Below are 26,128 nucleotides of genomic sequence, written 5' to 3' on the forward strand. Positions count from 1 at the left end.
GAAATCACAGAAAAACGCCGCCGCACCCATGGCATCGGGCGCCCGTGGAGTGCCCTCCGACCCAGAAGATCGACAGGCACTCCACCGACTTCACGCATCGAGGATGAGCCGCGAGACGGTCCACCATGGTCCACAAAAGCCAAATGAAGGCAACATGATCAACCATGGACCAGGCATGAACAATTACCGCTCCAGTCTGATCGATTCTGCTCGATTGCGAGCGAAGGCGATCGGACTGGAGTGCCGGAACATGCCCGCCCTGGTGGCGCTCTACGGCAGCATCGGGGGTTCGGACGCCCCCTATCCGGCGTCGGCCTCCATCATCCGCACCAGGCTGGCGGGCCGCATATCGGTCCATCCAGCCTCGATCGCGTCCAGACACTCCTGACGCGATCCCTCCGGGCCGCCCACGCTCCAGCCGCCCGGGATTTCGATGTGCGCCGGCCACAGCGAGTACTGCCCCTCGCCATTCACCAGCGTCACGAACCGCCCCGACTCGTCATCGAAAGGATTGGTCACGACCGTCCCCCCACTTGTTCTCGCACTTTCCACGACATGTTCATCAGCCTTTTCGGGCGCGCTACAGATCGATATCCACAGAGACCCGCCCCTCGAACCGTCCGACTCTCGCGGTGCGATATCTCGACCGCACGGGCGAAGATTCGTTACGCCTCGGGATACCGACGTTACACCGATGACCGAGCCGGACTCCCCCGAGTTGGCTCGCTCACGCCAATCACGATAGAGGACATTCGACGGTCGAGTTGCAAATTCAGCCCATTGCCCACGATTACCCAATGGGCCCGCGACAGCCGAGACACGCCCGAGACATATGCCAGCGGGGCCGCAACAGAAACATTCAGCCATTCCATGTCCCTATTGCTCGCATATAACCTAATACGACCCGTTCCAATTTGGATAGCCGGCGGCGTACGCCCGCTGACGTTGTGACACACCCAGATCACAACGCGCTCCCGTGCGCCGGGTACGCGCCCCGCCTGCGCCCCGTACCGCCCAGCCAAATCAGAGGCGGGGGCAGCCGTCCCAGGACGTGAGACCGGCCGCGCCGACCGGGTCAGCCGGCAGGAGAAGTGCTCGGCCGCGCAGGGTCACGGTCCGAGGAGACCGTCGGCGTCGTCGGCAGTCATCCGGCACTCCGGCATGGTCCAGCGGGGCGTCTCGGAACGGACAACGCCTCCGGAAGCGCGGAGGACACGGCCCCGCGAACGCACGGCACTCCAGGGGTGGAGCGGAGGGGCGCCGGCCTGTCCGCCATCTGCCGGACGTGATCCGGCGCACCGGGCGGCCCCGCTCGCTCCGCCGGAGGACGCAGACGTGACGCATTCCCTGCTGGTCGCGCGAATTTCTCAGTGCCCACAGCGCAAGGGCGGGCAGGGGCCGTCGGCCGGGGCGTGGGCGATTCCGGTGGTTCCCGCGGCCGCCACGCGCCGAACGACTTGGCTTCGAGTCCACTCGAAGGTGTTGTCTGGCTGGAGATGTTGTCCGAGCGGATGACGGGTTTCTGGAGGAGCACACCATGACGCAGAAGATCTGGTTCATCACCGGCGCCTCGCGCGGCTTCGGCAGGGAGTGGGCCGTCGCCGCCCTCGAACGCGGCGATTCGGTCGCCGCGACCGCGCGCGACCTCTCCACGCTGGGTGACCTTCGCGAGAAGTACGGGGAGCGGCTGCTGCCTCTGCGGCTCGACGTGACGGACCGTGACGCCGGCTTCGCCGCCGTACAGCAGGCGCACGAGCGGTTCGGCCGTCTGGACGTGGTGGTCAACAACGCCGGTTACGGCCACTTCGGCTTGGTGGAGGAACTCACCGAGGCCGAGGCGCGCGCACAACTGGACACCAACCTGTTCGGCGCCCTGTGGATCACCCAGGCGGCGCTGCCGCTGCTGCGCGAACAGGGCAGCGGCCACATCCTCCAGGTCTCCTCCATCGGAGGCATCAGCGCCTTCCCGCTGGTCGGGATCTACCACGCGTCGAAGTGGGCGCTCGAAGGCATCAGCCAGGCGCTGGCCCAGGAAGTGGCCCCGTTCGGCATCAAGGTCACGCTGATCGAGCCCGGCGGCTTCGCCACCGACTGGGCGGGTTCCTCGTCGAGCACGTCCGCCCCGCTGCCCGCGTACGCCGACTTCCACAAGGAGGTGCAGGAGCAGCGCCGCAAGCGCGTCGGCACGCCGGGCGACCCGACCGCGTCCGCCGCTGCCGTGCTGAAGATCGTCGACGCCGACGAACCGCCGCTGCGCTGCTTCTTCGGCTCGGCGCCCCTGGGTATCGCCAAGGCCGACTACGAGCAGCGTCTCGCCGTGTGGGAGAAGTGGCAGCCCGTGGCAGAGCTGGCGCAGGGCTGAGCCGGGAGGGCTGAGACCCGGTCCACGGAGCGGGCAGTTCCCCGTGTCCCGAGGCGCCGGAGGAGACCGACGGATCCACGATCCGCTCCTGCAGTTCCGTACGCCCTGGGGATGCGGAGCGAATGGAATGAGCCGGTCTCCGGCGCCGTCGCCTCCTGACCCGGCAGGCGGCCCCGGACATCGACATCGGCCCCGTCATGACGGGGCACGGACCGTCGGAGCCGTTCTTCGACGCCGCCTGCGCGGGCCCGGTCGCGACGGACTTCACCGGCTTCCAGTCGCCCGGTACTCCTGAGCGGGGCGCAGCCGCAGCGATCCGGCTCGCACCCGCACGACAACGGCCCGACCGGTTCGTTCGTGGAGGACGACGGCGCCCTCCCCCGGTGGCCCCGGGGACCTGGTGGCCCCGGGGCCCGGGGCGGCCCGCCTCCGGCGAGCACTGGCCCCTGCCCCGGCGACTCAGACGAACGCGCCGAGCCCCGTAACCGCGCGCCCGGTGATGAGCGTGTTGATCTCCCTGGTCCCCTCGTACGAGTAGAGCGCCTCCGCGTCGGCGACGAAGCGACCGATGCTGTAGTCGAGCACGATCCCGTTGCCGGCCAGGAGCTCGCGCCCCCAGCCGACGACCTCGCGCATACGCGTCGTGCAGTGGGCCTTCGCCATCGCCGAGTGCTCGTCGCGGAAGGTGCCCGCGTCCTCCAGCTGGGCGAGCCGCACGACCATCCCGAGGCAGGAGGTGGCATCGCTCAACATGCGTACCAGCAGGTCCTGGACCAGCTGGAAGCGGGCGACCGGCCCACCGAACTGCTCGCGCTCCCGGGTGTAGTCCAGGGCGATGCGGTACGCCGCCAGCATCACGCCGACGGCTTCCCAGGCCACGCCGCTCCGGGTGTGCCGCAGGACATCCGCGGTGTCCCGGAAGCCGTGCGCCTCCTGGAGCCTGTTGTCCTCGGGGACCCGGCAGTCCTTCAGGACGATGTCGGCGTTCTCCACGGTTCGCAAGGCGATCTTGTTCTCGATGATGCTCGCTGAGAACCCGGGCGTCGAGCTGTCGACCACGAAGCCGAGAACGCGACCCTCGCCTCCGTCCTCCTTCGCCCAGACGACCACGAGATCGGCGAAGGTGGCATTGCCGATCCACCGCTTCTCACCGTTGAGCACCCAGGTGTCGCCGTCACGCCTCGCCGTGGTCCGCAGACCCGCCGCGACATCGGACCCGCCCTGTGGTTCGGTCAGCGCGAAAGCGCCGATCTTCTCCATCCGCCCCATCGCGGGCAGCCAGCGGCTGCGCTGCTCGGCCGAACCGCAGCGGGCGATACTGCCCATGGCCAGTCCGGCGTGCACGCCGTAGAAAGTGGCCATCGAGGCGTCGACGCGCGCCATCTCCATCGCGATGAAGCCGCTGAGCAGGCTGCTTGCCGTGCTGCCGCCGCACTCCTCGAAGCCCAGGCCGGCGATGCCCAACTCCCCGTAACGCGGGATCAAGTGGTGCGGAAAGGACGCCTTGCCCCACCAGTTGTCCGCATGCGGGGCCACCTCCTCGCGCAGGAACTCCCGGACGCGGTGGAGTGTCTTGCGCTCCCCCTCGTCCAGCAGCTCCTCGAAACGGTAAAGGTCCTCTTCCAGCATGCCGTCAGCCATCTGTCCGCCCTCACGCCGCGTAATTGTCGAACTCCCCCGTTGTCCGAACGCCTACCCGGTGATCCACAAGGAATACCCGCCGGTGGTCGCGGCACCGTGCCGTGGGCGGCACGGCCTGGAGGACGGCCTCGCCGCCCGCCCCGTTGAAGCGGGCAGGAGGGGATCCCGTGCAGCCGGTGAGCCGAAGGCGACCAGCAGCACGGCGGCGGACTGCACGGAGCCACAAAATAGGGCACGGCGGGGGCTTCGCGACATTTGTGTGATCTTTATATGAGATTCTGTCGGTCGAGTCGCGGCGATATGCGACGGCGCCCGTCCGGGGTGAGCGTCCGCGCGGCCCGAGGTCGGGCGGCTCGCACCATCACGCCACCGGGTGCGGGACCGGTCATACCCCGGCGGCCCTCGCCGCTGTCCGGGTAAGTCTTCGTCGAGGGAGCACAGTTGTCCGACCCGGGTTTTCGTGACGAGCTGGACCGGAACCGTCACTCGTCGGTGGACGAGCGCTGGGCGGGCGGCCTGCCGCCCCAGTACGGCGCCGCGCCACGCGTGCGCGTCGGCCGCGAGAAGTGGTTCAACCTGCTCTGGCTGATCCTCATCGGCTTCGCCCTGCTGATCGCCGGCATCGCCGTCGCCAAGGGCCTGCGTAACACGCCGGCCGTGCGGGACTTCATCCGTGACCACCCCGGCACCTCCGGACACGCCTCGGGCACGCCCGAGGGCATCCCCGCCTGGCTGGGGTGGCAGCACTTCCTGAACCTGTTCCTGATGATCTTCATCATCCGCTCGGGCCTGTCGGTCCTGGCCGACCATCCCAGGCTGTACTGGACGCGGAACTCCACCCCGGGGTCGGAGTGGTTCCGGATGCAGAAGCCCGTACCCGCCGACCCGGCGTACACGGCCAAGGCCGACTCCATCACGCTGCCGGACGGTGTCGGGCTGCCGGGACGGCGGCACTCCATCGGCCTCGCGCGCTGGTGGCACCTCGGGATCGACACCCTGTGGCTCATCAACGGCATCGTCTTCTACGTCCTGCTCTTCACCACCGGCCAGTGGAAGCGTCTGGTGCCGACGAGTTGGGACGTTTTCCCGAACGCCGTCTCGGTGGCCATCCAGTACCTGTCCCTGGACTGGCCGCTGGAGAACGGCTGGGTCAACTACAACGGCGCCCAGCTCATCGCCTACTTCGTGACGGTCTTCATCGCCGCCCCGGCCGCGCTCGTCACCGGCCTGGGTATGTCGCCGGCACTGTCGACCAGATTCCACCGGATCAGCTCGGTGCTGAGCATCCAGCTCGCCCGGTCACTGCACTTCTTGGTGCTGTGCTGGTTCCTGATGTTCGTGGTCGTCCACGTGACTCTCGTCTTCACCACCGGGGCGCTGCGCAATCTCAACCACATGTACGCCTCCAACGACGGCGGGTCCTGGCTCGGTTTCGGCGTCTTCGCCGCGTCGATGGTCCTCGTGACGGTCGCGTGGGTGGTCGCGACGCCGGTGACATACCGGTATCCGCGGCTCGTGCGGCGGGTCGGCTTCGCGCTCATCGGTCCGGCGCAGCGGCTGTTCGAGCACATCGACTCCAAGCCCGGCCGCTACACGGACAAGGACATCTCACCGTTCTTCTGGGCCAACGGCAGGGTGCCCGAGAGCGCCGAGTACCTGGCCCTGCGGGAAGACGGCTTCCGTGACTATCGCCTCTCCGTCTACGGGCTGGTGGACAACCCCGTCGACCTCGGCCTGGACCAACTGCGCGCGATGGCGGACCACGAGCAGATCACCCAGCACTTCTGCATCCAGGGCTGGTCTGGCGTCGCCAAATGGGGTGGTGTGCCGATGCAGGCCATCCTGGACACCGTGCGGCCCCGGCCGGAGGCGAAATGGGTGGTCTTCTATTCGTTCGCGCAGGGTTCGGACGAGGGCATCTACTACGACGTGCACGCCATCGAGCAGATGCGCTACCACCTGACGATGCTCGCGCTCGACATGAACGGTGAGTCCCTCAACTACCACCACGGAGCGCCGGTGCGGCTACGCAACGAGGCGCAGCTCGGGTTCAAGATGGTCAAGTGGATCAAGGGGATCGAGTTCGTCGACGACTTCGAGGACGTGGGCGGCGGCCTCGGCGGCTACAACAACGACCACGAATTCTTCGGCTACCGGCAGTCGATCTGACGACCGAGGCACAACGGCCACCGCAGGTGTCCCGATCACGAGCGCTGTTCAAGCGGGGGCTTGGCCGTGGGCGAAGACCTCCGATGTGGTGGAGCTGTCCAGTACTCCAGCTGTAGGCGGTGGCCTTCAGGCTTGAGCAGCTTTCCGCCGGCAGTGACCGGCCTGGGATCGGTCTGGTGGCGGCGTCGCCAGTCGGGCCAGTCGAGCTGATGGGCGGCATTGCGGACGGGCCGCGTGGCAAAGGTGAGGAACAGGCGCTGGTTCTCGTTGCAGGAGAGCGGCGGGGGCCCGTTCGGTGCCGGCGGCCGTCACCATCCCCGTACCGGCCCCACCGGTGCGAACGCGGCGTACGGCCAGAGCACCGACGGCTCACGAGCCGAACCGGCGCAGCCGGATGGGCACGTCCGTCCCCGCCTGCCATCGCTCGCTTGCCGCACGACGGAGTTCACGGGTTGTCAGGGACTCCTCGCGGGTGAGTCGGTCCAGGTACCACTCGCCGAAGGCGGCGGGCTGTCCGTCGTCGTTCAGGAGCGGGTCGAGGCGATCGCAGGTCGCGCGTGCGTCGAACCACACAACGCCACGCATGGGTCCGCTGACCACGAGGAGGGCCCGTCGGCCAAGGAGCATTCAGGCGGTCCTGGTCGGATGCACCGAGTGACGACCGGGGTACCGCCGCGGTTGGCTCCCGTCCCCGGGCGGCATGGAGATCACCAGGAAGGCCTGGATCACGATCCACGGCTGGAGTACGGGACAGCTCCCACTCGTCGGCCCCGTCGACCGGGCGCGCCTCGTCGGGGCGCGGGGAGCAGCGGTGCAGCTGGGGCGAAGGATGCCCCGGTGTGCCCCCGTCCATGCGCACCCCGGATGTTCGTTCGAGTTCCGGCCCTGATGAGGGGCGTAGCCGGATACACCTGGGGCACACGTGTGCCAATGAGAGGAGGCGTCATGAAGTCACTGGACTCCACGCCCTCGGACAGCGAGAACGGCAGACCGACGGCGGTCGGCACGACCGTCTCCGGACCGGGCGGTGAGACCCGGGAAAGCGAGCTCCGGGCGGGCGGTGAGAACGGCAGGAGTCCGGAGAAGCCGTCGCAGGAGGACCCCAGAGAGCGGGTCAACCGCCGGTGGAACGAGATCCTTCAGGAGACACGGGTCGCGCAGACCGGCATCCAGATCCTCTTCGGCTTCCTTCTCAGTGTCGCCTTCACCCAGCGATTCGAACGCCTGGGAGATTTCGACCACCGTGTCTACGTGGTCACCGTCGTGCTCGGAGCCGCCGCCATCGGAGCGCTCATAGCGCCCGTCGCGCTGCACCGATTCCTCTCGGGGTCCCAGATGAAGGACGAAGTGGTTGTCGTCGCGGGCCGGTTCATGGTGTGCGGCATGGTGCTGCTCGCGCTCACCATCGGGTGCACCCTGCTGCTCCTGCTGCACACCGTCCTCACCGACACGCTGGCGGAGCTGCTCGTCGGAGCCGTCATGGTGTGGTTCGGCGCAGCGTGGTTCCTGCTGCCGCTCGTCCTCAAGCTCCGCTCAGCCCGCCGCGCCGACTTCGGGGACCGGGAGGCCAAGCAGGGCCGGTGACAACGGTGAGGGCCGGGCAGAGCGGGGGGGCGAGGCGGGTGACGGTGTGCCGGCCACACCGGGTCGGGTCCCGGTCGACGATCAGCACCGGGTTCCGGGCCTCGGCCGCCCGGCAGACGAACCGGAGACCGGACATCACCGTCCGTGAGGAGCCGAACCGGCAGCGAGGTCGCTTCACGTACCCGTGAGAAGGGCGGCGCCGGGGACGGCCGCGGTGGCGGCCCCCGCTTCGGCGGGCCTTGAGGAGCCCAGTCAGGACATCAAGCACCCCGAGGCTGCTCGTACGTCCTCGGACTCACCGAGAGCGCGCGACAACTGGCCTCGATGAAGGGCACGTGGGCGGGGCGGGCGCTGAAACCAGGCCTACGATCCGGCTGCGGGGGCCGGGGGCGCGGGCGGTCGCTCGATGGTGAACGTGCGGGTGACCGGATTGACCCGGGCCGGCAGCACCGTTCCCTGTGTGGCGCTGCCGAATCGGTATGTCGGGACTTCGTTGCCGCACTCGAAGGAATCGAAACCGGGGCCGCTGATTCGCATCAGGAGCCGGAGCTGGTTGTAGTCGTCGTTGGTCGGCGGGGCGGAGGAGACCGCCAGTACCAGAGCGGTGGCATCGACGCCGAAGGTGGCGAGCTGGAGCGTGGCCCGCCGTTCCGCACGGGCGGAGAGGATGGTGGACAACCCGACGCCGGCGATGAACGCCGCGGCCAGGGCGAGGCCCGCGCCGGCCAACGCCCACCCAGTGCCGGTCTCACCGAGGTCGTCGAGAGTGCGGGCGGTGACATAGACACAAGCCCCTCCCGCACCCAGGAACAGAGCCCCTCCCACAGTGATCGCGATTGCTGTGATCACCGGGCCCTTGGGGTCCAGCAGGACGGGTTCGTGGGCGCGCGCGGTGGCCATGTCCGCACCCTAGCCAAACAGAATCGCCGTGCTCTGCCGAAGACGGGAAGACCGTGGCTACGAGCACGGCGAGCGGTTCGCATCAGGGGACGCACAAGGTGTGCGTCCCTGCCGCCCGCCTTCGGCGCACCGCCCCGGGTCCGCCCCGGCAGGGCGCGACCGCAGATCTCCGGCAGCGTCGGTGGACACCGCGCCCGCCATCCGTGACGGCCGGCCGACAGATCTCGGCTCCCCCGCCTACAGCGGTACGGCTGAGCACCTGTCAGGCCGGACGGGCCAGCCGTGTTGCTCAGTCGCACGGCTGTGGCCGGATCACCGGACCACGCCTCCGTGACTGGGCACCGCGGCTGTCCGGTGCTCAGCGGACATGTCGTGCTGGGCGTTTGAGTTGGCGGCACAGTAGTGAGCCGGAACACGATGAATGGGGCCCGGCCCGACATGCCGGAACTACTGTCCAGAGAGTCCTGTCGCGGTACGGACAAGGTCGGCGACGGCTCTGGACCGGCTGTGCGGGGGCCAGGCGATCACGGTGGTGACCGCCGGCGCGTCCAGCACGGGCACGGCCGCGAGGTCACCGTGCAGCTGGGCTCGGCACGACTCCGGTGAGACCGCGCAGGCACGGCCGAGCGCGACGAGCTGCAACAACTGCGCGTGGTCACGGACCTGCGGGCCGGGGCCGGGCGGGTAGGTGCCGTCGGGTTCGGGCCAGCGCGGCAGCGGCAGACCCGGCAGATCGGTGATGTCGGCCATGCGCACATGGGGGCGAGCGGTGAGCGGATGTCCCGAGGGCAGGACCACGACCTGGCCTTCCGTGCCGAGCTCTTCCGCGTCGAACCCGGCCGTCGAGTCGAACGGCAGGTGCAGCAACGCCACGTCGGCCCGGCCCTGGCGCAGGAGTGGTTGCTGCTCGGACGGACCGCACAGAATGACGTCGATGGGGACCGCGCCGGGTTCGGCTGCGTACGTGTCGAGCAGTTTCGCCAGCAGTTCCCTGGAAGCACTGGCTTTCGTGACCAGGACCAGCCCGGGACGGCCGGTCGCGGAATGCGCGGCGCGGCGGGCCCGGCGTTCGGCGGCGCCGACCGCGTCGAGGGCCGCCCTGCCCTCAGCCAACAGCACCGAGCCGGCCTCGGTCAGCGTAACGGCGCGGCTGGTCCGATCCAGCAGTGCTGCCCCGAGGCGGCGTTCGAGCTGCTGGATGGCCCGCGACAGAGGCGGCTGCGCGATCCCGAGCCGCTGCGCGGCGCGCCCGAAGTGCAACTCTTCGGCGACAGCGATGAAGTAGCGCAGTTCCCGGGTCTCCATGCCGCCACGGTACCCAGCATCAATACCCAGGCGGTATCGGTGTCCACCCCATCGGTCTTGGACCCCACCGAGCTCCGAGGGCAGCATGGCCCCCATGAGCGAACGAACGATCGCGCTGGTCACCGGCGCGAACAAGGGCATCGGCTACGAGATCGCCATGGGTCTGGGCACCCTCGGCTGGAGCGTGGGCATCGGCGCCCGCGACGACGAGCGCCGTAGGTCGGCGGTGGAGAGGCTGCGCGCGGCCGGCGTCGACGCGTTCGGCGTACCGCTGGACGTGACCGACGACGCGAGCACGACCGCCGCCGCGCGGCTGATCGAGGATCAGGCCGGCCGTCTCGACGTGCTCGTCAACAACGCCGCCATCACCGGCGGCATGCCGCAGGAGCCCACCCGGGTCGATCCAGCCACCATCCGGACGGTCGTGGAGACCAATGTGATCGGCGTTATCCGCGTAACCAACGCGATGATGCCCCTGCTGCGCCGCTCTGCCTCACCGCGGATCGTGAACATGTCCAGCAGTGTCGGCTCCCTCACCCGGCAGTCGGGAACCGCTGCTGAGCAGACGACGGGTCCGGTGGCCGTGGCGTACGCGCCGTCGAAGACGTTCCTGAACGCTGTCACCCTCCAGTACGCCCGGGAGCTGAGCGGCACGAACATCCTGATCAATGCCGGCTGCCCCGGCTACGTCGCGACCGACCTCAACGGCTTCCGCGGTGTACGTACGCCGGAACAGGGCGCCGCGATCGCCATCAGACTCGCGACCCTGCCCGACGGCGGTCCGACCGGCAAGTTCTTCGAGGACGCCGGCGAAGTGCCCTGGTGAGGCGCTCTGCGTGAGGGTTGTCGAGCGGGCCGTCGCCGACGGCCGGGAGGAGTTCCCCCCTGCGGGATACCAGTCAGCGTGTACGGATAGCGCGGACGTCGGTCAAGCTGCGGCCTTCGATGCCGGGAGCCCGGCATCGTCGCGGTGGCCGGACCGCGTCACAGGAAGGCGCTCCGGTCCGGCTTCGGGCCGTCGCCCGGGCCGAACTTGTGGGGCGCGAGCGCTGTCAGCAGGGCCATGACCACGAGGTCGGTCGAGGCCGCCATGTCCACGGCGTCGGGCGCCAGCAGCCATTGCACCTGAAGGCCGTCCATCACGGCGATGACGGCGTTGGCGGCGTGCTCGGCCTTCTTCGCGTCCTCGTCGGACACGTCGCACGCCTCGCGAAGCGCGTCGGCGACGAACGCCCGCAACCCCTCGTACCGGTCACGGAAGTAGTCCTGCGCCGGATGGTCGTCCGTGACGGACTCCGCCGACAGGACGGCGTAGAGGCGGACGATGCCTTCGCGTTCGGCGTTGCGGAGCGCTGTGTCGACCAGGTGGCGAAGGAATTCCAGTCCGTGCGGACGGCCGGGGCCCAGTTGCTCGATGTCCGTCTGGTCGCGGAGTTCGAGGACGCTGGTGAGCAGGAGCGCCTTGGAACGGAAGTAGTGCAGGACCCCTGCCTGGGTCAGGCCGGCCCGGTCGGCGATCTCGGCGAGCGAGGCGTTGTTGTAGCCGCGGGCGGCGAAGGCGTCCGTCGCGATGTGCAGGATGTCCCGCTGCCGCTTCCGGGCTTCCGGGCTTCGGGGCGTGCGGGGCGTGGCCGCTCGGCCTGACCCGCCCGCTGGCTGGTTGCTCACCGGCACAGCTTAAGGGCTGGGATTTCGGTGCGGGCGCTGAGCCCGCGCCGCTGACCAGGGGCCCGGCGGAACCGGGGACGAAAGCCGGTCCGACCACTTACTAACCACTTAGTAGGTGTGCTTCTATATCGCCGTCACCCCAAGGAACACGCCCCGCCAAGGCCGGAAGGGATGCGTTACGGCCTCCCCCGCTCCCGCCCGCAGCCGCGCCTCCCCCGCAGGAACGACAGGGACTCCAGGTGACGACAGGGACGACGGGGACGACAGGAAGAACAGGCACGAGCGACACGACCGAAGGAGAGCCGCACATGTTCCACGCCAGTCCCCTCCGCCCACGGACGCGCGCCGCGGGCGCCGCCCTCGTGATGGCCGTGGCGGCCGTCGGCCTGGCCGGCAGCGGTACGGCCGCGCAGGCCGCCGACCCCACGGCACAGGTATGGGTCACCACCCCCGACGGCGGAAAGAAGCTCTCCGCGGAGGGCGCCGTCCCGTTCAACGGCTCGGCCCAGCCCGTCGACATACGCATCGACGGGACGAGCAAGGGCCAGCGGTACACCGGGGCCGGCGCCTCGGTCACCGGCGCCTCGGCCCACCTCGTCCAGGGCCTTCCGCAGGAGAAGCGCGACGCGCTCATGGCCTCACTGTTCTCCACCGGCGGTGACGGCATCGGGCTCACCTACCTGCGCCAGCCTCTCGGCAGCAGCGACTTCAACGCCGACAACAGCCTCTACACGTACGAGGACACCCCCGGGTCCTTCTCCATCGACCGGGACAAGGCCGAGATCATCCCGGTCCTCAAGCAGGCGACATCGGTCAATTCCGCCATTCGCTTCATGGGCACCCCCTGGACCCCGCCCGCCTGGATGAAGACCAACAACGCCCTCAACGGCGGCAGCCTCAAGCCGGAGAGCTATCAGGCGTACGCCGACTACCTGGTCAAGGCGATCCAGGCGTACGGGCAGCAGGGCATCACCCTCACCGACCTGAGCGTCCAGAACGAACCCGAGTTCGCGGCGAGTTACCCGTCGATGACCATGACGTCGTCGCAGCAGGCCGACTTCTTCAAGGTGCTCGACCGGGCTCTCACCTCGGCCGGCCTGCCGACCAATCTCCTGGCGTTCGACCACAACTGGGACCACCCCGACTACCCGATCGGCGTGTTCAACGGGACGCAGGGCATCAACCGGGTGATCGGCGCGGCCTTCCACTGCTACGGCGGAACTCCCGCCGCGCAGCAGCAGGTCGTCGACGCGGGGAAGCGCGTCTTCTTCACCGAGTGCTCCGGCACCGAGAGCGCCGACCGGTCCTCCACGTTCGCCGATACCCTCAAGTGGCACGCCGAGAACCTCGTCGTGCAGAACATGCGCAACGGCGGCGAGACGGTCGTCGACTGGAACCTCGCTCTGGACCAGAACGGCGGACCGCACCAGGGCGGCTGCGCCGATCGCTGCAACGGTGTCGTGGAGATCGCCAACGGCAACGTCACACGCAACGCCGAGTACTACGTCCTCGGCCACGTCAGCAAGTTCGTCAGGCCCGGCGCCACCCGCATCGGCTCCACCAGCCAGGGCAACGGCGGCGTGGAGAACGTCGCCTTCCAGAACCCGGACGGCTCCCGTGCCGCGTACGTCGTCAACACGGCGGCCGGCGCGCGGCAGTTCTCGCTGACCGACAACGGGAAGTCCCTCGTCTACACGCTGCCGGCCGGCGCGGTCGCCACCTTCGTATGGAGCGGCACCGACGGCGGCACGACCGTGCCGCCCGCCGAGGGCTCCATCGATCCGGCCGCCTGGTACCGGGTCAGGAACAGCGGCAGCGGCGGGTGCCTCGACGCCGCCGACTGGGGCACCGCCGACGGGACCGCGCTCCAGCAGTGGGCGTGTGGCACCGGAGCCAACCAGAGCTGGCAGTTCCGGCCTGCCGGGGACGGCACCTACCAGGCCGTCAACCGGCACAACACCAAGGTGTGGGACGTCGACGGCGGCCCCGGCGCCACCGCGGCCGGCACCAGGGTTCACCTGTGGACGTACGTCGGAGGCACCAACCAGCGGTGGAAGGCGGAGTCCGTCGGCACGGCCGGGCGGTACCGCTTCGTCGCACGCAACAGCGGCAAGTGCCTGTCCGTGGACGGCGCCTCCAACGCCGACGGGGCCAGGCTGTCGCAGCAGAGCTGCGACGGATCGCCGGCGCAGACGTTCTCGCTGGACCGCTGAGGAGTTCGGCCGGGGGCCACTGCCATGGGGCCACGCCCGGCAGCCGCCCGGACGGAAGGGCCCCCGCGAGCAGAACGACTCGCGGGGGCCCTTCCCAGCAGGTACGACGCGAGATGCCGGGGTTCGGACAGCTCGCGCGGGAGTACGGCCTTACGGACCTGGACGGCTCGCGCCCGGACTGCCGGAGCTTCCTGACCAGTTCCGGGAACGCGGACGAGCCGGTGGACCGTGCGGACCCCCTCACGGCCGGATTCCCCGTGGTCCCCGGGCGGATCACGGATCCAGTGGTCCGCGACCTGGGGGTGAGCCCGCTCTGTCCTTCGACGGGTCCGAAGTGGCCCTGCCTCCGCATCCGTTCCGGATCACGGCCCTTCGGGGCGCTTGGGGACCGCGAGGTCTGGGCTGCCGCCCCGGGCTGAAGCTACGAACGCCGGTCCTATCCGGAGATGTCCGGGAAAGATGACTCGTCACGGGCTGTGCCGTCGGTGATCCACCATCTGTCCCTGCCGAACAGGGCCAGTTCCGCGCGGCCGTCGCCGTCCCAGTCGCCAACGGCGAAGAGCGTGCCGTCCACGGGGCCGTCGTCACCCGGCACGGACCGCTCGGTGGCGCGCCAGGGCTTCGAGCCGAGTCCGTGCCCTGAGCCGCCCCGCAGTATCTCGATCCGTGCGTCCCCCGCCTCCTTCTTCTTGGTGAGCTGTACGGCCAGGTCGTCGCAGCCGTCGCCGTTGAAGTCTCCGGCGGCGAGCGTGGTGCCGAAGCCCTCCTTGTAGTCGCCGCCGTCCATGGTGACCCACTTCCCCGGCTCCTTCCCGTAGCGGACGCTGACCTGGCCGCGCCGGTGGGGTGTGCCGACCTCGTCGTCACCGTCGACGAAGCTCCGGCCGATGGCGACGTCCTGCCGCCCGTCGCCGTCGAAGTCGCCGAAGACGACGTTCTCGCCCTCGGGCAGCCGCTCGGGCTCCTTGCTCAGCCCGCCGGCGGTACCGGCGCCTCCGGTGAAGAGCAGGGGCGGATCCCACGGGGACCCGTAGAGCGCGAGATCGGTGGCGTGGTCGTCGTTCGCCTCTCCTGCGACCAGCACGGGTGACGCGCCCTCGTGGACCGGGCTGGGGATCTCCACGGTCCGGGCGGGGGCTCCGGAGCGCTTGAACGGTCCCTTGAGGACGACCAGTTCATGGGCCTCGTCGGAGAACCTGAAGACAGCGAGGTCGGTGTGGCCGTCCCCGTCGAAGTCGCCGGCGACCGGCGCGGTGCCGTATCCGCTGCCCGGCAGTGGGACGCGCCCGTGCGGTCCGCCGGCCTGCGGGCCCTCGGGGCCTCCCCACAGGATCCGGGCGGCGCCGCTCACGATGAGGTCGGCGTGGCCGTCCCCGTCCAGGTCGGCGACCGTGGGCTGCCACGCTTCGTCGCCCGTCTGGATGTCGTCCGGCACGCCGAGGTCGTCGCGGGTGAGGACGGTCGTACGGTCGTGGTCCGGCCCATGCTCCGTACCGGGCACGACGACCACGTCGAAGTCCTCCGTGTCGGAGTTCTCGTGCACCAGGTCGACGAAGCCGTCCCCGTCGAGGTCGGGGGCAGGGTCGGCGGGCGTGTCCTCGCGGACCGAATCGACCGGACCGACAGGTCTGCACGGGCTGCCGGCCACCGAGCGCGTGCCGTCGGCCGGGAGAAGGACGCGATAGGCCACCACCGCGATCGCTACGAGGGAGGCCGGCAGGGCATGCCACATGCGCAGGTGGCGGAAGAACGGACCGCCTGCTGTCGAAAATTGCATCAGCCCACTTCACGGGCATGGGCGGCGCCCGCACAAGGAAGCGGATCACTTTGTTACCGGGGTGATGCACGACGGTCCTGCTCCCCCGCCGCCCTTGCAGGTCCGCAGGTGGAAGGCGTGCGGGCCCACCCGGCACCGGCGTGATCGGCGCGTGGTCCCCCCGCCCGTTCCACCGTGCGACGCGCTGCTTCGCGTCAGGTGGCCGGTGGGATTCGATGAGCCGTGACGTAGCGGGCGGGGTCGTTGCGGTAGGTGGTCTGCCAGTGACGGGCGGTCTGTTCGGCAAACGTCTCGTTCGTGTCCAGGATCTCGTCGAGCGGATCGAGGAAGCCGAGCACCTCGGGTTGTTCGAGCCCGGCTCCGATGCGGGCCCGCAGACCCGTGCGCGCCAGTGTGAGCAGGTGGCCCGCCAGGTCGCGGACGGTTTCTCCGCCCAGCCGGGTGGCCAGTCCGTCCGTCGGCAGGGCCTGGTGCGCCGCGTCGCTCTCCTCGGGCGTGTAGTGCCGGAGAAGCTCCCAGGCGGCCGCACGCGAAGGCGCGTGATACGTCAGTCCGGTCCACAGGGCCGGGACCGCGGCGATGTGCGGGTACGGCGGGCCGTCCGGCGCGCGCGTCTCCAGGGTCCGGCGAACACGGACCGTCGTGTAGACCTGATCGAGGTGGGAGAGCCAGTCGTCCCAGTCCGGAGCGGTGCCGTCGTCGAAGCCCTCTCGGAGGTGGTGCGCGAATGTCTGAGGGCCGGCAAGGCGGTAACCGCTGGAGCCGTGGCGGTAGATCATGGGCAGGTCCAGTGCCCAGTCGGTGAGGGTCTCCGCCGTGAGCGGGGTCCGGAGGGCGGGGTCCGGGGAACCGACACGCCTGGGGTCCATGCGGAGCCAGTCGCGGCAACGGTGCGAGAGGACCCCGTCCAGTTGTCCCGCGTACAGCGGAGAGTTGACGAGCAGTGCGGCGACGACAGGCGAGGCGGCGACCTGAACGCGTAGCTTCGAGGCCAGGTCGTCCTCCGACAGGTAGTCCAGGGTGGTCTGGGTCGAGGTCGACAGCTTCATGATGTGCGGTGCCCCCTCGCCTTCCGGGCCGAGTCCGGCGAAGTAGGTCCGCATGACTCCGCCGCGCACGGTGGGGACCCAGGTGGAGGAGTCGACCCGGTCGAAGGGGAGGTTCCCGCCGGGGACGATCGCCAGTCCGTGCTGCTGGGCGAGGGCGGCCAGGTCTTCCATGGTGCGGCGCATGGCCGTCACGACGGTGACGAGGTTGTCTGCGGGAGGCGATGAGTATTCGAGCTGGCCGCCGTGTTCGAGCGTCAGTTTCGTCCCGTCCGGGAGGTGAGCTCCTGTCAGGACGTCTCCGGCCCACTGTGGTGAACCACCCCACTTCTGTACTACCTGCTGCAGGAGGGCGGCCATGCCGTGCGGCCCGTCGTACGGAGCGGCGAGTCCGGTCGTCTCGTCCAGCACCCCTGACTCGACTTCGAGGCCGATGCGTTCGCGGGTGCCTGGAGGCGCGAGGAAGGCCCTGTGGAGGTCCGGCACGCGCAGAGGCGGACGGCTGCGGCTGTTCTGCTGGTCCTGCGCGTTCATGACGTCGCTCCCTGTCTGATGAGGTCTTCCTCTTCGAGGCGCTCGTCCACCCCTGCCTCAATGGTGGACAGGCGATCGAGCAAGCGGCCGACCGTGTGCAGCGCGGACTGCGCGGCGCCCTGCATCCACGCGTGGGCGGCCGAGAGGTGCTCGCCGGCGAAGAAGAGCCGGGGGTTGCTCTCCGGATGCGGTGTCGCGAGGCCGCTGAGGTATCTCGTGTGCTCGCCGGGGGCGAGATAGGCGAAGGACCCGCCGCTCATTCCGGGCTGGTTGTCCCAGTCCCAGTGCAGGATGTCGTCGATGTCGTCACAGATGCCCGGATGCAGCTGTTCCAGGCTTCGCATCACGACCCGGTCGCGGTCCGCCGGCGTCAACGTGGTGAAGCGCCGTACGTGCGGGCCCCAGAGGTAGGCGCCCGTGAGTACCGCCGGCTCGTGTGAGAGCTCGGCGCTCCGGGCGGTCAGCCGCTGGGCCGAGGGCACACCGGCGGCGGGGGCGGCACGGGCGTTGTCCGACGGGTACCAGCACTGCTGAATGGGGAGGTCGGTGAAACTCCCGCCACCGTAGATGCCGTCGTCGATCTCCCAGGTTCGCCGGCGCAGGTGCACCAGGGTCTTGGTGCTGCTCGCGTAGGTGAGACTGCGGACCGCCTGTGCCTGCCGGTGGGGCAGCTCCGGGGTGATGGCGATCCGGTCGAGCGTGGTCAGCGGGACACAGGCCATCACGGCGTCGTGCGACTCTTCGACGGGCCGGCCCACACACTGACCGCTGATCCGTGCCATGTCGGAGAACAGGTGTACGGCGTCGATGCGCGTGGACAGGCGGAGCGTGCCCGGCCTCAGGCGGCGCACGAACTCGCGGATCAGCGTATCCATCCCGCCATTGATTTCGAGGGGTGCGGCGTGGAAGAGACCGAAGTAGTCGACGAGCACTTCGAGGAGCGAGGCGTGCTCGTAGTGGATCAGTCCGCTGGTGTGTCCGAGCAGGTCCCAGGCGTCCTGGGAGAATTCCCGGCGTGCGAACTGCCACAAGGAGACCGACATCAACTCGTCCAGGGCGGCGTCCTGCCAGTCGCCTTCCAGGACGCTCATCTGCTGCGCGGCGGAGAGCGCGTCCCACGCCGTACGCAGCACACTGTCCAACCACGCCCTCGGCCCGTCCCGGCCGGTGGCATCGATACCGTAGGCCGAATACAGTTGCCGCACTTGACTCAAACGCACCCGCCTGCCCCGCAGATGGTAATAACCGTCTGGATTCAGATTGATGAAGGGGCGGGTCTGCAGCCCGAACTCCCGCACGTAGTGCAGCACGCATTCGTGGTTCGCCGGGATGCGCATCGCACCCACATCGGCGTATGTGCCGTCCCAGAACCGGTGTGTGCGGACCCGTCCGCCGGGGCGTTCGGCTCGTTCGTAGATCACGGCGTCCACCCCGCGCCGCTGGAGTTCATAGGCCGAGACCAGCCCCGCCAGCCCGCCGCCGATGATTCCGACACGCGCCGGGTAAGACCGCTCAGCCACACGTAATTCATCCGGAAACGCAAAACAGCGATCGAACAACCCTCCACGCTCCTCTTTTGTGTTTGGTCTTCCGAAATCAGCTGGTCTGCGCCCGCGCAGCAATGTTCACCGAGACCACGAGCACAGAATATGAATGGTCATCAGCACAGCAGACGAAACGCTCGGCCGCTGACCACTTCGCCCGGGGACAAGAACCCATTCGCCGCGCATCGTCCCTCCGGAGCGATGACAACGACCGCTATGTCCTCATCACGGAAGTGTGCGGCCCGACCGGGGACGAACAGTGCCGTTGCCTGCTCTGCGGCCGGACCACAGGGGCGGACGAAGGCCGTCCCCACGCCCGGCGAAGGTCTGGGGGCGAATCCGTTCGAGATCCCGTTCGGGGCGGTGGCACCATGGAGCGCATGACGACGAACCGAAAGGTCCATGCCGCGTAGGCGGCCGGGCCGGAACCGTGCCGGCGCTGCCGGCGGCCACCGGACAACGGGGGCACGGCCCGTCATCGACGGCCTGTCTCCGCGTGCCCTGTCCGAGATCATCGGACTTGAGCGCACCCGGAACTATCTGCGGCCGGGCGACGTCAGCGCGGCTGTGGCCCTGTGGAAGGACTACGTCCACCAGCCCGAGCGTGCTCTGTGGCACGACTACGAGTGGGGCAACGTGCACTGGGACTGCTGCGGGGACCCCCTCGAAGCCCGAGCTCTTCTCGACACGGTGATGCAGGCGGTATCGCCACGTAGCGCCCGCGAGCTCCGGAAGATCGTCAGCCGGTCGGACTCGGCTGGAGGGGGCAGGTCGCGCGAGCCGACGTAGACGGTGTCTCCGACCCGCGACCCGCTCATCAGCGAGAGCTTGGACCAGCCCCGGCCCCGGATCCTGACACCCGCACGAAACCAACCGAGAACAGGCCATTCCGCCCCGGCATGGTCGTACTGGCCGATTCCGGCGTCGCCCTGCCGTTGCCGGTGGGGCTATGTTCACTCGCGCTCAGCACCATCACACGGCCACACCACACCGGCCGGTCCCGCCTGCGCGCGGGCCGGCCAAAGGGGGAATCAGACGATGCGCCACATGAGGTGGAACGGCCGATTAGGCAGAGGCCTCATAGCCTTCACGACCGCGGCTGCCACCGGGATCGCCGCGATGAGCTTCGCCGCCGCGCCGGCCGCCGCCACGCCGGCCGTGCCCGCCGCCGCTCAACCGGAACTCGGTGATGCCTGTACTGCCGCCGATCTCGGCAAACGCCACCCGTTCATCCAGAGTGCCGAAGTCGCCCCGACGATCACGCACTTCAAGGGCTGGTACGTCACCGATGGCTCGCTGGGCTCCCAGACGGTCGAGACCAGCACCCAGACGGTCATCTCGGTGTCCGTCGGCCAGAAGACCAGTATCGAGAGCAGCTTCGAGGTCGAAGCCCTCAGCAAGGCCGGCGCGTCCGTGGGCCTGGACGTGCAGATGTCCTACACCTCCACCGGCAGCACCTCGAAGTCGATCACGTGGAACTTCCAGAAGCCCGGCTACTACGCCCTCTACGAGGGAACGAAGAAGGTAACCGGCGAGTACGGCAGCCTCAACTGCAACCGTGTCGACCTGGGCGGCGGCGCCTTCGGCCTGAAGTGGGTGGAAGGTCACGGCAACGGCGGCTACACCACCTACACGACCCTCGAAGAGGGCGCGGTGCGCTGCGAGGACGCGGTGCCGGCCAACAGCATCATGCGCAAGGCTCAGGATCTGCTCGACTGCGGGACCCCGGCGGCCAGGGCCGGGCACGCGGCGGCGGCGAAGGCATCCGCGCCGGCAAGGGTGACCAGGGCGGCAGAGGACGGACCCGGGAAGCCCGCGAGGGACAAGAAGGCGGCAGAGCCGAATCCGACGGGGCGGTCCGCCGTTGCCGACGTCGCACCGGGCTTCACCTGCGACGAGGGCTACTACAAGATCGGCACGGCCGACCGGTCCCTGTTCTGGACCGCGCCGGGCTTCCTCCAGGGCGACAACGTCCAGCTGAAGCCCTCCACGGTGCTCAGCCTGAACCTGGACCAGTGGCAGCTGTGCCACGGGCCGGAGAACAACGGCGTCCCCGAGCAGATCCTCGTCAATCATTCGAGCAACAAGTGCCTGGCCATCGCGGAGCGGACCGCGGCCGACGAAGGTTCTCCGCTGGTGCAGGCCGACTGCAAGTCGGACGACCTCCAGCGGTTCTCCATCTACCGGGATGTTCCCGGCTCCGACAGCATCGGCGTCCAGAACAAGTACACCGGCTACATGATCGGGCACGACCGCTATGCCGAGGGCCAGCCCCTGCGCCAGTACAGCAGCGGCAGACAGGACGGCTCGGGTACGTACGTCCTGGTCAAGGCCTGAGGTCTTCCCGCCTCGCGCGATCCGGTACTTGGCTCAGGTCGACCGGCTTCGCCTCGTCCGCGGCGAAGCCGGGCGTCCGGGCCGCGCATCGTGAACCTGCCGTACGAGCACCCGTCGCGCTCAGCCGCTTTGTGACGGACGCTGCGCCGGGTGCCCGCCGGGCGCCGTCGCGGGCGCGGCGGCGGCCATCCACTGCGTGATCCGGTCGAACAGGTCCGTCAGAGGCTCACCGACGTGCCTGCCGAACTCGGTGAGCCCGTAGGTGACCTGGGGCGGTGTCGTCGGCTCGACCTCCCGCCGGACCAGACCGTCCTGAACCAGTGCGCGCAGTGTCTGGGAGAGCATCTTCTCGCTGATGCCCTGGATGCTGTTGCGCAGCTCGTAGAACCGAAGGTCGTTGCTCCGCAAGGAGATCAGCACCCAGATGCCCCACCTGCTGGTCACATGGTCGACCATGTCGCGTGCGGGGCAGTCGGTGTGAAACACCTCATACCCATCGTTCGCACCGGTCTGTGTGAGCTGCGCACCTTCCCTCATGTTCGGAGCTTACCTCTAGGTATGTTCTTACGAAAAGTAAGCCCGTCTCCTAGCGTCAGCCCGCAGTGCACAACCGACTAGGAGCTGAACATGATCGTGGTGACCGGAGCAACCGGCAATGTGGGCCGGCCCTTGACGCAGGCCCTGGCCGGGGCCGGCGAGCAGGTGACGGCGGTGTCCCGGCACCCGGCGGCGGTGCCGGACGGTGTCCGGCACGCCGCGGCCGACCTGGCGGATCCGGCAAGCCTCGCCCCCGCGCTGGACGGGGCGAAGGCGCTGTTCTTCCTGCTCTCCGGCGACCTCCACTCCCCCGGCGCCAGGCCGGCCGACATCATCGACCTGGCCGCGGCCAGCGGGGTCGGCCGGGTCGTCCTGCTGTCTTCGCAGGGCGTGGCGACCAGGCCGCTCGGCCCCTCGCGGATCGCGGTGCGCGCCTTGGAGGACGCGTTGAGGGGGTCCGGTCTGGACTGGGCCGTCCTGCGACCGGGCGGTTTCGCCTCCAACGCCCTGGCCTGGGCGGAGTCCGTCCGTACGCGAGGAACGGTCGCCGCGCCGTTCGGTGAGGTCGGGGCTCCGGTCGTCGACCCGCTGGACATCGCGGAGGTCGCGGCGGCCTGCCTGCTGGACGACCGGCACGCCGGGGCAGTCTACGAGCTGACCGGGCCGGAGGTGATCACCCCGCGTCAGCAGGCGGCGGCCATCGCCGCCGCGCTGGGCTCGCCGGTGCGGTTCCAGGAACTCACCCGTGAGGAGGCCAAAGCCGCGATGACCCGGTCCGTGCCGCCCGAGCTCGCCGACGACACCCTGGACATCATCGCCGCTCCGAACCCGGCCGAACTGCGGATCAGCCCGGACGTGGAACGGGTCCTCGGCCGCGCCCCGGGCTCCTTCAGCGACTGGGTCGCCCGGAGCATCGCCGCCTTCCGCTGAGGCATTGCCCGGCTGGGGCGTCCCGCGCGATGCCGTACGACCACGGCCGCGCGGGGCGCCCCCGCGTGGCACCGCGGTCCTCCCGTCCGGGGAGCCGATCGCGGCCACGGCTTCCCGGGGCCGCGGTGGCCCGCCTCCGCACATGCGTGGTCCGTGCCGTCCGGGCCCTGCGCCCCTGGTGTCCGCGGGCCGCCGGCAGCTTCTAGGATCTCCGGCATGGCAACGCGACTTGTGCAGATCAACATGAAGGCCAAGGACGATTCCGCGCTCGGCAGGTTCTGGTCGGAGGCACTCGGCTGGGGTGTCGACAGCGAGGGCCCCGGCGTGACGAACCTCGAACCCGTCGGCTTCGCCTACCCCGACCCCGTAGCCGTCTGCGTCGACATCATCGCCCGCCCGGAACCCAAGACGGTGAAGAACCGGGTGCACCTCGACCTGGCCACCACCTCGACCGCGCATCAGGCGGAGCTGGTCGCGCGGCTGAAGGGCCTCGGCGCGACGCTCGCCGACGTGGGTCAGGGCGACGTCCCCTGGACGGTCATGGCCGATCCGGAGGGCAACGAGTTCTGCGTCCTGGAGCCCCGCCCGGTCTACCGGGGCACCGGGCCGGTCGCCGCGGTGGTGGTCGACTGCACCGACCCACGAGCGATGGCCCGGTTCTGGGGCGAAGCGATGGACTGGACGCTGCACGAGGTCACCGACGACCGGGCGACGATGCGTTCCGCCAAGGACGTCGGCCCTTACCTGGAGTTCCTCCGTACCCCGGACACCAAGACGGTGTGGAACCGCGTCCACCTCGACGTCGCGCCCTACACCGGCGACGACCCGGCAGCAGAGGAAGCCCGGCTGCGCGCCCTGGGCGCGACCGTGCCGGACGTCGACCAGTCCTCGGTCTCCTGGACGATTCTGGCCGACCCGGAGAGTAACGAGTTCTGCCTCCTCAGTCCTCGCTGACGTCGGGCGGTGCCGGCGAGGACCGGGTGGGGACAGCTCGGCCTGCCCGCTCCGGGCTGTCCCCGGGCTGCTCAACGCAGGAGCTCACGCAGCCGGCCGGTGTCGATGACGTGCGCCCGGGACGGGAAGACCTTCTCGACGAGCACCCGGTGGACCTCCGGGTCGTGGTCGGCGACACCGTCGGAGAGGACGTAGACGCGGTAGTCGCGGTCAGCGGCGTCCATCAGCGTGGACAGGACGACGCCGCTGGTGCTGATCCCGGCGAGTACCAGTGTGTCGATGCCCCGGCCGGCCAGCTGGTCGTACAGGTCGGTGGTGGAGGCGGCACCGTAGCGGATCTTGCGTACGACGATGTCGCCGTCCTGCGGGGCGACCGCTGTGTGGATCTGCGCGGCGTCGTCCTCGTGGTGCATCGCCTTCGCCGCCGCGACCGCGCTGAAGGAGGCGTTGCGGTCGGGGACGGCTTCCCAGTCGTCTTCGGTGAAGGCCACTCGGACGTGTCCGACGGTGCCGCCGGCGGCACGGAGCGAAGCGATCGCATCCCGCACCCGCGCGAGAAGTGCGTCTGGTTCGGGGGCGATCGGGACGATCCCGTTCTGGAAGTCCATGGCGAGCAGCGCGGTCCGCTCGGGAACGAGCGCGGGAACGGCGGGGGTGGTCATAAGGATGTCTCCTTGTAGAGGTACGGGATTTCCGGGCGGCGGCGCGGTTCAGGTGACCGCGCCACGGGGGCGCATCAGGCTGCGGTCCAGGACGGTCAGGAGCAGTGCGGCAAAGCCGGCGACAACGAGCACGACGCCGAGTACGTGCAGCCCGTGGTCGCTCACGCCGTCCCGGAAAGCGATGCCGCCGATGACGGACGAGGTGATGGTGCCGAGGTAGCCGAAGGTGCGGAACAGCCCGGAGGCGGTACCGATCTGGTCGGCCGGTGCGGCCTTGTAGAGGGCGGTCTGGTTCCCGACGGTGGTGGTGGCCGTGGTGACGCCGAAGATCAGCGAGACGAGTACGAGCGCGAACACCGGGCTGTCGGAGTCGAGCAGCATGATGGCGACCGAACCGAGGAGCATGCTCACCGCGGAGACGGCCACCGGGCCGCGGACCAGGTTGCGGGCGGCCAGGGGCCTCGACAGCAGTGCGGAGACGGCTCCCATCGGCAGCAGCACCAGTCCGGTCTGTACGGCGGACAGGCCGTGGGCGGCCTCCATCCACTGGGTCAGGCCGAACATCACGGAGTACACGCCGAGCAGGGTGAGTGCCTGGCGTAGATACGTGCGGGTCAGCGCGCCGTTGGAAGCCAGTCCGCGCAGGTCGAAGAATGGTGCGGCTCGTCGCAGCTCCCACCGGGCAGTGGGAGCCGCGGCTATGACGAAGACCGTCAGCGCGACCCGGTTCAGATGCGGCAGGCCCATCAGGAAGACCACCAGGGAGGTCATCGTGACGGCGAAGCCGATGATGCCGATCAGGTCGATGCGGTGCGCGATCCGCCGGAATCCGCTGTCTGCCCGCTCCAGTCCAGGGTCCTTGGGCAGCCGCAGGGCCATCAGCAGGGCGATCGCGGTCACCGGGACGTTGGCGAGGAAGGCCCAGCGCCAGCCGGCCGCGCCCACGACCAGGCCGCCGATGGGCGGGCCGACGGCAGCGGTGGCCATGCCGGCGATCGCGAGTCCGCCGAGCACCGCGCCGGGCGGCCGGTCGAGGCCGGCCTGCCCGGCGCGGCGGCGGATCATCACCATGGCGCAGGGAAAGGCGGCAGAGGTGCCGAGCCCGATCAGCACCCGGGCAACGGTGAGCACCGCGATGTTCTGGCCGAGGCCGCCGGTCACCCCTCCGACGAGGACGAGGACGACACCGGCGAGGAAGACCCGGCGGGCGCCGAGCACTTCGGCGAGTTTGCCGGCCGTCGGCTGAGCCACGGCACTTGCGAGATACAGCGAGGAGACCAGGACCGCGGTGGCTCCCACCGCCACGTTCAGATCTGCGGCGATCGGCACCAGCGCGGTCGCGATGATGGAGCTGTTGATCGGGTTGAGGCTGGAACCCACGTAGAGCGGTGCGGTGAATCTCCAGCCGAAGGGCTTGCGGGTGGGCGTGCCTGTCGCGGGCTCGGCATCGGTGGCGGCCGTTCTCATCGAGGGCCCTCGTTCAGGTCGGCGTCGGCCAGCCGCTCCAGCAGCTCGATCGCCTTGTCCATGCCGGCGCGTTCGTCCGCGGCGACGACGTGGTCGATGGCGCGCGCCAGGAAGGCGGCACGCCCTGCCAGCAGCTTGTCGATCAGCTCGGCCGCGGACGGATCGGCGCTCATCAGCTTCTTGCGGCCGTCCTTCGGGTCGGGCTCACCGTGGACCAGGCCCGCCGTCTTCAGAACGGCGAGGCTCTGGGCGATGGCCTGCGCGCTGACGTGCTCTGCCGCCGCCAGCCGGGCCGCCGTGACGGGCCCCTCACGCACGACGCTCGCCAGCACGCCGAGCTGGGTCACGCTCAGGCCCGTCGCGTGCTGCCCCGATTCCGTGCGCAGCCGGGCCCGGAGCCGCTTGATCGCATCGTTGAGGCGCTGCGCTGTCGCGGCGGACTCCTGCGGCGTGGGGTTCTCGGTCATGGCCCCAGCGTAAATCAACACAAGCAACTTT

22 protein-coding genes are annotated in these 26,128 nt (G+C 69.5%); 9 read left to right on the plus strand and 13 right to left on the minus strand.

The window, feature by feature from the left end:
• Positions 1-300: 300 nt before the first annotated feature.
• A complete protein-coding gene (locus tag ACIP89_RS33835) occupies positions 301-519 on the minus strand; it encodes an MbtH family protein (RefSeq protein WP_393608080.1) in 219 nt (72 codons plus the stop codon).
• 1,018 nt (positions 520-1,537) lie between these two features.
• Here ACIP89_RS33835 and ACIP89_RS33840 point away from each other — a divergent pair.
• A complete protein-coding gene (locus tag ACIP89_RS33840; RefSeq protein ID WP_401923851.1) occupies positions 1,538-2,362 on the plus strand; it encodes an SDR family oxidoreductase in 825 nt (274 codons plus the stop codon).
• A gap of 459 nt (positions 2,363-2,821) precedes the next feature.
• Here ACIP89_RS33840 and ACIP89_RS33845 read toward each other — a convergent pair whose 3' ends face one another.
• Positions 2,822-4,003 carry an acyl-CoA dehydrogenase family protein gene (locus ACIP89_RS33845; protein ID WP_401923853.1) on the minus strand — a complete coding sequence of 394 codons (1,182 nt, stop codon included), beginning with the start codon at positions 4,001-4,003 and terminating at the stop codon, positions 2,822-2,824.
• 441 nt (positions 4,004-4,444) lie between these two features.
• Here ACIP89_RS33845 and ACIP89_RS33850 point away from each other — a divergent pair, with 441 nt between their 5' ends.
• Positions 4,445-6,172 carry a molybdopterin-dependent oxidoreductase gene (locus tag ACIP89_RS33850; protein WP_402118199.1) on the plus strand — a complete coding sequence of 576 codons (1,728 nt, stop codon included), beginning with the start codon at positions 4,445-4,447 and terminating at the stop codon, positions 6,170-6,172.
• A gap of 369 nt (positions 6,173-6,541) precedes the next feature.
• Here ACIP89_RS33850 and ACIP89_RS33855 read toward each other — a convergent pair whose 3' ends face one another.
• Positions 6,542-6,757 (minus strand): hypothetical protein, encoded by a 216-nt coding sequence (locus ACIP89_RS33855; RefSeq protein WP_402118201.1) that lies wholly within the window; start codon positions 6,755-6,757, stop codon positions 6,542-6,544.
• A 360-nt stretch (positions 6,758-7,117) separates the two neighbouring features.
• Here ACIP89_RS33855 and ACIP89_RS33860 point away from each other — a divergent pair, with 360 nt between their 5' ends.
• Positions 7,118-7,756: a DUF6328 family protein gene (locus ACIP89_RS33860; protein WP_402118202.1), complete on the plus strand. Its 639-nt coding sequence runs from the start codon at positions 7,118-7,120 to the stop codon at positions 7,754-7,756.
• A gap of 363 nt (positions 7,757-8,119) precedes the next feature.
• Here the strand turns inward: ACIP89_RS33860 and ACIP89_RS33865 are convergent, their stop codons facing one another.
• A complete protein-coding gene (locus ACIP89_RS33865) occupies positions 8,120-8,656 on the minus strand; it encodes a hypothetical protein (protein WP_402118203.1) in 537 nt (178 codons plus the stop codon).
• A gap of 447 nt (positions 8,657-9,103) precedes the next feature.
• Positions 9,104-9,961, minus strand: a complete 858-nt coding sequence (locus ACIP89_RS33870) for a LysR family transcriptional regulator (RefSeq protein WP_401926022.1) — start codon at positions 9,959-9,961, stop codon at positions 9,104-9,106.
• A 94-nt stretch (positions 9,962-10,055) separates the two neighbouring features.
• Between ACIP89_RS33870 and ACIP89_RS33875 the strand changes: the two genes are divergently transcribed.
• Positions 10,056-10,787, plus strand: coding sequence for an SDR family oxidoreductase (locus ACIP89_RS33875; protein ID WP_401923867.1), 732 nt, complete (start codon positions 10,056-10,058; stop codon positions 10,785-10,787).
• A 158-nt stretch (positions 10,788-10,945) separates the two neighbouring features.
• Here ACIP89_RS33875 and ACIP89_RS33880 read toward each other — a convergent pair whose 3' ends face one another.
• Entirely contained in the window at positions 10,946-11,629 is a 684-nt protein-coding gene (locus ACIP89_RS33880; RefSeq protein WP_402118205.1) for a TetR/AcrR family transcriptional regulator, read from the minus strand.
• A gap of 308 nt (positions 11,630-11,937) precedes the next feature.
• On the opposite strand from ACIP89_RS33880, the gene ACIP89_RS33885 reads away from it, so the two are divergent.
• Entirely contained in the window at positions 11,938-13,842 is a 1,905-nt protein-coding gene (locus tag ACIP89_RS33885) for an RICIN domain-containing protein (protein WP_402118207.1), read from the plus strand.
• 436 nt (positions 13,843-14,278) lie between these two features.
• On the opposite strand, the gene ACIP89_RS33890 is transcribed toward ACIP89_RS33885, so the two are convergent.
• The 3 genes from ACIP89_RS33890 to ACIP89_RS33900 all read right to left on the minus strand — a co-directional run bounded on the left by ACIP89_RS33890 (position 14,279) and on the right by ACIP89_RS33900 (position 18,758).
• Entirely contained in the window at positions 14,279-15,619 is a 1,341-nt protein-coding gene (locus ACIP89_RS33890; protein WP_402118209.1) for an FG-GAP and VCBS repeat-containing protein, read from the minus strand.
• Between the two features lie 194 nt (positions 15,620-15,813).
• Positions 15,814-17,199, minus strand: coding sequence for a glutamate-cysteine ligase family protein (locus ACIP89_RS33895; protein WP_402118210.1), 1,386 nt, complete (start codon positions 17,197-17,199; stop codon positions 15,814-15,816).
• On the minus strand, positions 17,196-18,758 hold the full coding sequence (locus ACIP89_RS33900; RefSeq protein ID WP_402118211.1) for a flavin monoamine oxidase family protein: 1,563 nt from the start codon (positions 18,756-18,758) through the stop codon (positions 17,196-17,198). Before ACIP89_RS33900 ends, ACIP89_RS33895 begins: the two co-directional genes overlap by 4 nt.
• 387 nt (positions 18,759-19,145) lie before the next feature.
• On the opposite strand from ACIP89_RS33900, the gene ACIP89_RS33905 reads away from it, so the two are divergent.
• Both ACIP89_RS33905 and ACIP89_RS33910 read left to right on the plus strand, forming a co-directional pair.
• A complete protein-coding gene (locus tag ACIP89_RS33905) occupies positions 19,146-19,532 on the plus strand; it encodes a hypothetical protein (protein WP_402118212.1) in 387 nt (128 codons plus the stop codon).
• A 249-nt stretch (positions 19,533-19,781) separates the two neighbouring features.
• Entirely contained in the window at positions 19,782-21,080 is a 1,299-nt protein-coding gene (locus ACIP89_RS33910; protein WP_402118214.1) for an RICIN domain-containing protein, read from the plus strand.
• 120 nt (positions 21,081-21,200) lie between these two features.
• Here ACIP89_RS33910 and ACIP89_RS33915 read toward each other — a convergent pair whose 3' ends face one another.
• A complete protein-coding gene (locus ACIP89_RS33915) occupies positions 21,201-21,617 on the minus strand; it encodes a winged helix-turn-helix transcriptional regulator (RefSeq protein WP_402118216.1) in 417 nt (138 codons plus the stop codon).
• A gap of 90 nt (positions 21,618-21,707) precedes the next feature.
• Between ACIP89_RS33915 and ACIP89_RS33920 the strand changes: the two genes are divergently transcribed.
• Positions 21,708-22,547, plus strand: coding sequence for an SDR family oxidoreductase (locus tag ACIP89_RS33920; protein WP_402118217.1), 840 nt, complete (start codon positions 21,708-21,710; stop codon positions 22,545-22,547).
• Positions 22,548-22,763: 216 nt separating this feature from the next.
• Positions 22,764-23,501 (plus strand): VOC family protein, encoded by a 738-nt coding sequence (locus ACIP89_RS33925; protein ID WP_402118219.1) that lies wholly within the window; start codon positions 22,764-22,766, stop codon positions 23,499-23,501.
• A gap of 71 nt (positions 23,502-23,572) precedes the next feature.
• On the opposite strand, the gene ACIP89_RS33930 is transcribed toward ACIP89_RS33925, so the two are convergent.
• Genes ACIP89_RS33930 through ACIP89_RS33940 form a run of 3 tightly spaced genes read right to left on the minus strand, consistent with a single transcriptional unit; the run spans position 23,573 to position 26,097 of the window.
• Entirely contained in the window at positions 23,573-24,163 is a 591-nt protein-coding gene (locus ACIP89_RS33930) for a cysteine hydrolase family protein (protein ID WP_401926044.1), read from the minus strand.
• 48 nt (positions 24,164-24,211) lie between these two features.
• The gene (locus tag ACIP89_RS33935) at positions 24,212-25,630 is read right to left on the minus strand and encodes an MFS transporter (protein WP_402118220.1); all 1,419 of its coding nucleotides are present in this window, start codon (positions 25,628-25,630) and stop codon (positions 24,212-24,214) included.
• Positions 25,627-26,097 carry a MarR family winged helix-turn-helix transcriptional regulator gene (locus tag ACIP89_RS33940; RefSeq protein ID WP_402118222.1) on the minus strand — a complete coding sequence of 157 codons (471 nt, stop codon included), beginning with the start codon at positions 26,095-26,097 and terminating at the stop codon, positions 25,627-25,629. Before ACIP89_RS33940 ends, ACIP89_RS33935 begins: the two co-directional genes overlap by 4 nt.
• Between the last annotated feature and the right edge of the window lie 31 nt (positions 26,098-26,128).

The sequence above is a fragment of the Streptomyces sp. NPDC088730 genome, from assembly GCF_044751215.1.
In the GTDB taxonomy this organism is placed as follows: Bacteria; Actinomycetota; Actinomycetes; order Streptomycetales; family Streptomycetaceae; genus Streptomyces.

What these genes read in the sequence shown, in the direction of transcription:
- ACIP89_RS33840 (WP_401923851.1), top strand. Translation starts at nt 1,538, where the DNA reads ATGACGCAGAAGATCTGGTTCATCACCGGCGCCTCGCGCGGCTTCGGC.
- ACIP89_RS33845 (WP_401923853.1), bottom strand. Translation starts at nt 4,003, where the DNA reads ATGGCTGACGGCATGCTGGAAGAGGACCTTTACCGTTTCGAGGAGCTG.
- ACIP89_RS33855 (WP_402118201.1), bottom strand. Translation starts at nt 6,757, where the DNA reads ATGCGTGGCGTTGTGTGGTTCGACGCACGCGCGACCTGCGATCGCCTC.
- ACIP89_RS33860 (WP_402118202.1), top strand. Translation starts at nt 7,118, where the DNA reads ATGAAGTCACTGGACTCCACGCCCTCGGACAGCGAGAACGGCAGACCG.
- ACIP89_RS33865 (WP_402118203.1), bottom strand. Translation starts at nt 8,656, where the DNA reads ATGGCCACCGCGCGCGCCCACGAACCCGTCCTGCTGGACCCCAAGGGC.
- ACIP89_RS33870 (WP_401926022.1), bottom strand. Translation starts at nt 9,961, where the DNA reads ATGGAGACCCGGGAACTGCGCTACTTCATCGCTGTCGCCGAAGAGTTG.
- ACIP89_RS33875 (WP_401923867.1), top strand. Translation starts at nt 10,056, where the DNA reads ATGAGCGAACGAACGATCGCGCTGGTCACCGGCGCGAACAAGGGCATC.
- ACIP89_RS33885 (WP_402118207.1), top strand. Translation starts at nt 11,938, where the DNA reads ATGTTCCACGCCAGTCCCCTCCGCCCACGGACGCGCGCCGCGGGCGCC.
- ACIP89_RS33890 (WP_402118209.1), bottom strand. Translation starts at nt 15,619, where the DNA reads ATGCAATTTTCGACAGCAGGCGGTCCGTTCTTCCGCCACCTGCGCATG.
- ACIP89_RS33895 (WP_402118210.1), bottom strand. Translation starts at nt 17,199, where the DNA reads ATGAACGCGCAGGACCAGCAGAACAGCCGCAGCCGTCCGCCTCTGCGC.
- ACIP89_RS33905 (WP_402118212.1), top strand. Translation starts at nt 19,146, where the DNA reads ATGCCGCGTAGGCGGCCGGGCCGGAACCGTGCCGGCGCTGCCGGCGGC.
- ACIP89_RS33910 (WP_402118214.1), top strand. Translation starts at nt 19,782, where the DNA reads ATGCGCCACATGAGGTGGAACGGCCGATTAGGCAGAGGCCTCATAGCC.
- ACIP89_RS33915 (WP_402118216.1), bottom strand. Translation starts at nt 21,617, where the DNA reads ATGAGGGAAGGTGCGCAGCTCACACAGACCGGTGCGAACGATGGGTAT.
- ACIP89_RS33920 (WP_402118217.1), top strand. Translation starts at nt 21,708, where the DNA reads ATGATCGTGGTGACCGGAGCAACCGGCAATGTGGGCCGGCCCTTGACG.
- ACIP89_RS33925 (WP_402118219.1), top strand. Translation starts at nt 22,764, where the DNA reads ATGGCAACGCGACTTGTGCAGATCAACATGAAGGCCAAGGACGATTCC.
- ACIP89_RS33930 (WP_401926044.1), bottom strand. Translation starts at nt 24,163, where the DNA reads ATGACCACCCCCGCCGTTCCCGCGCTCGTTCCCGAGCGGACCGCGCTG.
- ACIP89_RS33935 (WP_402118220.1), bottom strand. Translation starts at nt 25,630, where the DNA reads ATGAGAACGGCCGCCACCGATGCCGAGCCCGCGACAGGCACGCCCACC.
- ACIP89_RS33940 (WP_402118222.1), bottom strand. Translation starts at nt 26,097, where the DNA reads ATGACCGAGAACCCCACGCCGCAGGAGTCCGCCGCGACAGCGCAGCGC.